Source organism: Algoriphagus sp. AK58 (genome assembly GCF_014324365.1).
GTDB lineage: Bacteria > Bacteroidota > Bacteroidia > Cytophagales > Cyclobacteriaceae > Algoriphagus.
In genome coordinates this window covers 1-595 of record NZ_QEIG01000054.1, presented here as the reverse complement: position 1 = coordinate 595, position 595 = coordinate 1, and the positions used below count along the sequence as shown (strand labels likewise).

Genomic DNA, 595 nt, shown 5'->3' with positions numbered 1-595 from the left:
AATAAAGCTTAACGAAACTCAGTTGGTGCCGCCCTGCAATCCGGCTGCTCGCTAAAGACTTCCAAAGGGAAGTCTTTTTCACACTCGCCCCTCAACTGAGCTAAAGAGGCAAAAACAAACAGCGTTTAACGGTACTCAGTTGGTGCCGCCCTGCAATCCGGCTGCTCGCTAAAGACTTCCAAAGAGAAGTCCTCTAGACGCTCGCCCCTCAACTGAGCTAAGTGCCTAATTTTGATTTATAAATTCTTCAATTTCCTACAAAATGGCAAGCCAGATCAAAAAGGAAATTTTCTTTTTGAAGTTTAAAGAATGGGTTTATGAAGTTGAGCAAAGTGGAGAGGGGTAAAATAAAAAAAGCAGACCTTAATGATCTGCTATTGAATTGAACGTGCGGACGAAAAGATTCGAACTTTCATGCCCGTGAAGGCGCTGCCGCCTGAAGACAGTGCGTCTACCAATTTCGCCACGTCCGCATAATGGTAGTTTAGCCTATAAAGGCAAGATAATAAAGTCGGGGTGGCAGGATTCGAACCTACGACCTCCACATCCCAAATGTGGCGCGATACCGGGCTACGCTACACCCCGAAACTTTTTT

At 45.5% G+C, this 595-nt stretch carries 2 tRNA genes; both read right to left on the bottom strand.

Annotated features, from left to right (window positions below):
* Positions 1-389: 389 nt before the first annotated feature.
* A tRNA-Leu gene (locus tag DDT91_RS20400) sits at positions 390-473 on the bottom strand.
* A gap of 38 nt (positions 474-511) precedes the next feature.
* Positions 512-585: transfer RNA gene (locus DDT91_RS20395), tRNA-Pro, on the bottom strand.
* Positions 586-595: the final 10 nt, after the last annotated feature.